Below are 6,660 nucleotides of genomic sequence, written 5' to 3' on the forward strand. Positions count from 1 at the left end.
AGATCTTCCACCACGGCACTCTTGGTCATGGCAACTAGCTGTGGCAACACTTCAGCCAAACTTTCGGCCTGAGATTCATTGCTCACCACTATAGTGTTGTGCTGCTCGATATTGAGCTGCCTGCGGCCTCCAACACCATTGGCGCTGGCGCTCATGGCATTCATCAGAGTTTGTTGCTGTTTGCGGGTATACACGGTTTCCCCTCCATCGAGCAGATAGGTACCTTCGCGAGGGATAGTACCGCCGCCGTGAAACTTACCGATGATCATCGGCAGCATCGCCATGGCCGCTATCATGGCAGCGATACCCGCCATGGCACTGCCACCAAAAGTGGCAATAGATGAGGTTGCCGCCGCCGGGGCCATGGATGCAGTCACCGATGCGCCGGTGCTCGCCGCCGTGGCAGTGGCCGTTGCCGCCGTACTGGCCATGATGGTTTTATCCAGTGCGGCCATCGCCAGTTTTTTCACGCCAATCTCAACCAAACCGGCGATCACGCTCTTTACTGCGCCACGGGTGATCTGCTGCATGGCCTCGCCAAAATCCTTGGACTCAAAAATAGCATCAGCTGTTGCACTGCCAATACCGGCAGCAAAGCGATCAAAAGTGTCGGACCACATGGCATCAAACTGACTGGAGATACCGCCATTAATGGTACTCATTGCCTCAGCGTGGCGGCGCTGCTCGGCCTCAATCAGCATGTTTATCTGATTGCGCTTTAGCGCTTCACTCTCGGGGGTTTTATCCAACTCAGAGGTTAAGATCCCCATGTTCTCTGTGTGATTTTGCTGTTCACTAAACGCGGGATCTAACTTGCCTTTTAACTGGTCAAACTCACTAGGCTTGGTGTACTCAGTGCTGAGCGCCGCCAGCAACTGCTTACGACGCTCTAGTGGCACATTGGCTTGCTCAAAATAGACCTTAAGCAGGCGCTCTTTAGCCGCCATCTCATCTGCTGCACTGCCGACAGGATCAAGCACAGCCAGCAAGGCTTTCAGCTCTTTAGCCTGCTCCTTTGCTGCATCGGCAGCATCTTTGGAGGCATCGGCGCTGGCCTTGGCAGCATCCAGTTCTTTGGCCGCTTGGAGGATCTTGGCGTTAATGACGGGATCGAGGCCTTTTAACGCTCCATGCTCTATTTCATAGCGCACCTTGGCCGCTTCGCTGACCTCTCCGTACAAGGTCTTTTGCTTAGTCAGATTGTCTAACAGCGATTGTTGCTGTTTATTGATGGTAGAAGGGTTGGCTGTATCGCTAGGGCTATTGGTTAACTCAGGCATACCCGCCTTAAACAACTTCTGCTGGGCCGCACTGGCATCGTTAAGTTTCACCTCTAGCCTGGCAATGTAGGCCTGTAACTCCTCGATGCGCTTGACGCTTAACATGACGGCGGCATCAGAGCCGGTAAAGCCCTGCGCAATCAAGCCATCAATCTCTGACTGAGCATCGGCCATTTCATCCCGATATTCCTGCATCTTTGTCGAAAGCTTGCTGACCTCGATGCCACGCTGTGCATCATTCATGGCGCTGAGTTTGCTATTGAGCCTATCAACTTCGCTCGTTAGACCTGCCAATGGCTTTTCCGCTGAATAAGCCTCATAGCCTAAGTAGGCAATACCCGATGCTGCCATTAACGCGATACCAGCAGGGCCACCCACTAGTGCCGTCGCCGCATTAAAAGCACGCGTTGCGATTGTTGCCTGAGTCGTTGCCACGGCCAAGGCTTCACGAGCGGCTGTTAACCTAGCGTCAGCCACCACGGCTTGACCAGACGTCAGCACTGCGGCTCGCTGCACTGTTGCTTTATGCAATTCAGCTTGAGCCGCAGCAATGGTTGCCAATCTTGCCTGCTGCTCAGCCCTAACCTTATTGATGACAACGCCGGTATAACTGAGGCCCGCCTGGCTGGCGCGGGTCAGCGCCACCACCATGGCCACACCAAACACTTGCTGCAACATATCTGCGTTATCAGTTGCCCAGGTTAAGCCGTCGGTCAGGCCAGATAAAACAGGGGTTAAACTGTCATTAATCGGGCTTTCAAACGCCACCAACAGTTGCTGATAAGCGTTTTTCATGTCGCGGGTTTGGGCACTGATGTTGGCCGCCGTAGCCGCCGCTGCGCCGCTATAGTCCTGCAGCGCTTTAATCAAAGTATCTCTGAAAAAGTCTGCAGTCACCGATCCTTCTTTGACCATCTTTCTAAAACCACCCGATGGCAGCTGAGCGGCTTTATCCATTTTGTTAAGCAAACCAGGTAAAGGGTCAACGACCTGATTAAGCTCTTCCGTAAGCACAATTGGAGAAGATAAACCTTGTGATAAACCGTACAAAGATTGACTAAGCTGGGCTGTTGTAGCCCCCAATGAAGATTGCGCGTTACTCATTCCCTCCAAAATCGCCCTAGATTGCGCTTGGGTAATAATACCTGCATCTTGAAGATTAAGTAACGCCGCATAGTTATCGGCGAGCGGAATAAGCTCTTTGTGATGTTCGCGGGTCAGCTGTAGCAGGTACTTTTCATTATCGGCATAAGCTGCAGTGGTACCCGACAGACTCTGTAAGCGGGTGCGTACATCCTGAAATGCAGCTAAGTCCTGGCTAAGCTTCTGCCCCAGGTTAATTGCCGATAGGCCCGCAAAGGCCCCTACAGCCATGTTACGCATACGAGCAAGGGCTGCTGTTGTGGTAGCCGATTGCCGGTCGAGCTGATTTAAACCTTGAGAAGCTTGATGACTGGCGCCTTTGGTTTGCTCCAGTGTGGTATTTAAGTTAGAGACAACGACTTTGGTCCCGTTAACCGTGGCAACCAGTTGTTTGCCATCAGCTGTCAGGGTCAGTTCGACTTTTAAATCATTCATAATCTAGCTTTTAACCTTGGCTGGCGCTCGTTCCTAAGCAGTAAGTTTGTTATTCAAGCTTTTCATTAAAGAGCTGGGTCACCGTATGGGCGATGAGCCGCAGCTTTTGATAATCCTCTGCACTCACTTCTCGCCCGCTTAACTCGCTGTCGGCTTTTACCGCCAGTACATCCAACCCCATGCAGACGCACTCGTTATATCGCAGCAAATCTTGCACCTGCCACCACCAATCCAGAGCCGCCTTATGCTCTTCCCAAAACACAATTGGCGCCTCATCCGTGGGGGGAGCGTCTTGAATACCGAGCAACTGCAGCTCCTTATCTAACTGTCGCTGCTCGGCTTTTGATGTGGGTGTGCGCAAGTACAGTTCACGCACACCTTCGGTTAGTTTTTTCTTGCCGCCTCGCCGGTATTGGCGGCGCGGTATGCATGCAACAACGCGTCGGTAAAGGGCGCGTGCTGATACAAGGCAGCACGATTGTCTTCAGTATCTTCCAGCGGCGCTCCCTCTGGGGTCTTGATACCACTAAAGCCATCAAGGATGGCATCAAATAGAGCTTTGTTACCCTCACTGAGCTTATCCATGTACTTGTCTGTTGGTAGCAAATTGAGATCCAGGGCGATCTCAATCTCAGTCACTTTGCCACCATCTCCCGCGACTTTAATGATAGCGGGCCACTGCTTTACCTGACGAACAGGGCTAAAGACGAACGCATTAGTCATGATGTTTCCTTTAAGCTAAGTCTTGAATTGAGTTACTTGGTCGTGAGTAGATCTAAATTACCCAGTGGCCGTACGGGGATCTCATAGGTCAAGGTGCCATCTTGGTCGCCATATTCGGCGCGGCCAAGCTGCAGCTGACTGGTAGCAAAGATCACCTGGTTGGTCGCCTCGCCATGGGTCAAGTTGAACGGCAACACCGCCGTATTCGCGGCGAATGGGTCAAAGTTGGCTAAGGTATCGGCCTCCAGCACCAGCTTACCGCTGGGCTTGTAATCGGTGATGATCACCTCTTCATGGCCCACATACTCCTGGTGCACGACCTCGTTACCCTGGTCATACTCAAAGCTGATCAGCTTAATGGCGTTGCCATCTAGGCTGCAGGAAGAGTTAGCCGCGCCCACTTTCATTGGTGTTTTCCAGGCGCTAAAGTCGGTCACTGGCATAGCCGCTGCACTCACCGCCACAAATAAGCCGGTAAAGGTAAACATGATCTTAGGGAAATCTTTGGCCTTAGCCTCTAACTTGAAGCTACCGCGTGCGCCCACCAACGCATGTAGCGCGCCATCCAAGTAGAAGTAAAACGTCAGTGCCTTGGTGCCCTGCTCATCGATGGCTATGTCGACGCTAGACGCCCCCACAGTGGTGCTGCGCAAACACGCAGCCAGCAAAGGCGCATAGGCTGGGGCTGTGGTGGCGGCACCAGCACCCGCCCAATCCACGCCAAACTCCAGCGATACATAGGTTTCGGTGGCGATCTCGGCGCTGTTGCCCAAATTGCCATCGTCATAGTCCAACTCAGTGTTTTCACCGGCTAATGGGGTGATCTTAACTTCACGTCCTAATACCGCCGTGGCAGGCTCAGCCGCCGCGATGGCATCGACGCCATAGGTCTGCTCTGTAGCAAATACCAAGGCTTTCTTTCTAAATTTACGTGCCATGATTTATCTCCTTTCAGCTCCTAGCTAACTGCTAGGGCTGATTAGCATCTGCGGTGTATTCAGTCATAAAGCGGTCAAGCCAGGCGATATACCGATCACCAAGTTTTAATAAGCGGCCACCGGCAAGCGACAGTGGCTCGTGTTCAGTGCTAGGTGCCCAACCAAACAGACGTTGCCGCACCTGATCGCGCATGGGGGTTAAATTGCCGGGCGTGCCATTGATGGTGGCCATGACACTAATCACCCCTACCTCCAACTGCAGTGACTGCAAGTAAGGGCCACTACCGCGTACATCCGGGCGCGCCTGCTCACTAAGTTCGATCACAAACAGCTTGGGCAAGCGAGTCTTGGTCTTATCATCCAGCGCAGACAGCTGTGCCAGACCATCCACGTCGACCCAAAGGGCGTCAGCCGGATTAAGCTTGGCTTTGAGCAACGCGACGATATCCTGCATCAGAGAAACCCTTTACTGCTGTGCCTGGCAAATACACTGCCCGCACTTTGGATCTCGGGCATATCCTGAGGGGTGGCTTGGGTGCCTTCACTGCTGACACCGAGGGTAATGCTGCCTTGGGCCACCTTTTCCAGGAAACGCACCGCATCATCATTACGCTTGGCTACCGCGTCAGACACGGCATCGTCATACAGGCCGTAACGAGCCATGTCGCAGCATATACGAGTGAGTGCTGGGAGCGGGTGAGCTAAAGGCAAGGCATAACGCCCTGCCAAATAGCCGTCGATAAGCGCGCTGGCATCATTGATCGCCGTATCCAGTGCCGCCATCACTACGCCGCCCACAGTGCCGTCGCGATCGGTAAGCGCAGTAAGCTCCTGCTCACCGAAACGCGCTATCATCTGCTCTGCCGTGGCGTAAGGCATTACTCAGCCTCGCTTTCAGACGGCTTAGCCGCCAAATGCTCGGTCCACAGCTCATCACGCTCGCTGGCGGTTACCGGCTTACCCATTAGCTCTGACAACGCATCACACTGGGGCTTACCCGCCCCGGTAAAGTGGGCCTTATCGTCAGGGTTCAGTTTGGCGATCGCGTCACTAAAGCTCATGCCAATACTTACGCCGCCATCCACTGTTGCTGATGCCAAGGTCCCTTGCGAAAGTGTTGATGTATCTGCCTGAGTTTCACCGGCATCTGCTGCCACCACTTTGAGACGAGGATCGGCACTAAGCTGTGCCAACTGAGCCTCAGTAAAGGTGTCGGCTTCAAAGCGGTTTTCACCTTTAGCCAGCCCCACACCCGCACGGCGATAGCCGCTGTGGGCCAAACAGGTAACGATAACAGCCGCTGTAGTAAGTAATTTAGCCATTTCATGTATGCTCCGAGTTAAAGAAGGTGAGTAAGCAGAACGCTTAGCGCTTACCCACCAAGGGAGAAATTAATTGGATTTTGTCTTAACCTGGTAAAGCTAGGTCTGGGTTACTCCAGCCAAGGCACGACTAACACTTCAACCGACTTATACAGCGGGTTGTCACCGCCACCGGCCAATGTACGAGTCATGATCAAGGCTTCTGCCGCAGACTCATTGCTTGGACCCACCACAAGCAGATTAGGCATCACCGCCAGTGGACGCCCTTCATCGGACTTCTGTTCCTTCATTGATTTACGGCCCACTTTAAAGTTGGCCTCGTTGAGTTCAGCCTTGGAGCCAAAGGCCAGCTGCCACAGACCAAAGCCTGCGTTAACCCGCGCATCGACGCCGTAGCGGTACTCGTCGCGCATAAACACGGCTTCGTCATCATCTTTGGTCATCGACTTAATGTCGTAGTCACGGCGACGTTGGAACATAAGCGGCTTAATCGGACGGTTAACATCGAGCAAGAACCAAGCGGGTCCAGCACCTGCCTGCATATTACTGACAGACTCGACACCATTATCTTCATCACCAACGGGATGATCGGTGTCGAAGAAGTTCTGGCCGTCATAACACGGGTTCGTAAAACCTGCTGCGAGTAAGGCATACACCAGCTCATCCGGGTGAGTGGCAGCGCCATAGCCCATCTCCTCAAACAGCGGGGCAAATACGCCATAGGTGTCGTCATCAATGTCGTCACGCGGAATGGCGATACTGGCTTCGAACTTCTTGTTCTTCACGCTGTAGTCATGAGCCGCCAGACTTTTTAGCTGA

Annotated in this window: 8 protein-coding genes; all 8 read right to left on the minus strand. The window is 53.2% G+C overall.

Going from position 1 to position 6,660, the window contains the following annotated elements:
- A partial coding sequence (locus AYI87_RS20960) for a tape measure protein (protein ID WP_144204506.1) occupies window positions 1-2,858 on the minus strand: 2,858 nt, incomplete at its 3' end.
- Between the two features lie 49 nt (window positions 2,859-2,907).
- Entirely contained in the window at window positions 2,908-3,219 is a 312-nt protein-coding gene (locus tag AYI87_RS20965) for a hypothetical protein (protein WP_144204507.1), read from the minus strand.
- A gap of 23 nt (window positions 3,220-3,242) precedes the next feature.
- On the minus strand, window positions 3,243-3,581 hold the full coding sequence (locus tag AYI87_RS20970) for a hypothetical protein (protein WP_144204508.1): 339 nt from the start codon (window positions 3,579-3,581) through the stop codon (window positions 3,243-3,245).
- A gap of 32 nt (window positions 3,582-3,613) precedes the next feature.
- On the minus strand, window positions 3,614-4,519 hold the full coding sequence (locus tag AYI87_RS20975) for a phage tail tube protein (protein WP_144204509.1): 906 nt from the start codon (window positions 4,517-4,519) through the stop codon (window positions 3,614-3,616).
- Between the two features lie 31 nt (window positions 4,520-4,550).
- Window positions 4,551-4,973: a hypothetical protein gene (locus AYI87_RS20980; protein WP_144204510.1), complete on the minus strand. Its 423-nt coding sequence runs from the start codon at window positions 4,971-4,973 to the stop codon at window positions 4,551-4,553.
- On the minus strand, window positions 4,973-5,398 hold the full coding sequence (locus AYI87_RS20985) for a gp436 family protein (protein ID WP_144204511.1): 426 nt from the start codon (window positions 5,396-5,398) through the stop codon (window positions 4,973-4,975). Before AYI87_RS20985 ends, AYI87_RS20980 begins: the two co-directional genes overlap by 1 nt.
- Window positions 5,398-5,841: an HI1506-related protein gene (locus tag AYI87_RS20990; protein ID WP_144204512.1), complete on the minus strand. Its 444-nt coding sequence runs from the start codon at window positions 5,839-5,841 to the stop codon at window positions 5,398-5,400. Before AYI87_RS20990 ends, AYI87_RS20985 begins: the two co-directional genes overlap by 1 nt.
- 110 nt (window positions 5,842-5,951) lie before the next feature.
- Window positions 5,952-6,660 (minus strand): Mu-like prophage major head subunit gpT family protein (locus AYI87_RS20995; RefSeq protein ID WP_144204513.1); only part of this gene is annotated, 709 nt, incomplete at its 5' end.

Source organism: Shewanella sp. KCT (assembly GCF_007636505.1).
In the GTDB taxonomy this organism is placed as follows: Bacteria; Pseudomonadota; Gammaproteobacteria; order Enterobacterales; family Shewanellaceae; genus Shewanella; species Shewanella halotolerans.

What these genes read in the sequence shown, in the direction of transcription:
- AYI87_RS20990 (WP_144204512.1), bottom strand. Translation starts at nt 5,841, where the DNA reads ATGGCTAAATTACTTACTACAGCGGCTGTTATCGTTACCTGTTTGGCC.
- AYI87_RS20985 (WP_144204511.1), bottom strand. Translation starts at nt 5,398, where the DNA reads ATGCCTTACGCCACGGCAGAGCAGATGATAGCGCGTTTCGGTGAGCAG.
- AYI87_RS20980 (WP_144204510.1), bottom strand. Translation starts at nt 4,973, where the DNA reads ATGCAGGATATCGTCGCGTTGCTCAAAGCCAAGCTTAATCCGGCTGAC.
- AYI87_RS20975 (WP_144204509.1), bottom strand. Translation starts at nt 4,519, where the DNA reads ATGGCACGTAAATTTAGAAAGAAAGCCTTGGTATTTGCTACAGAGCAG.
- AYI87_RS20970 (WP_144204508.1), bottom strand. Translation starts at nt 3,581, where the DNA reads ATGACTAATGCGTTCGTCTTTAGCCCTGTTCGTCAGGTAAAGCAGTGG.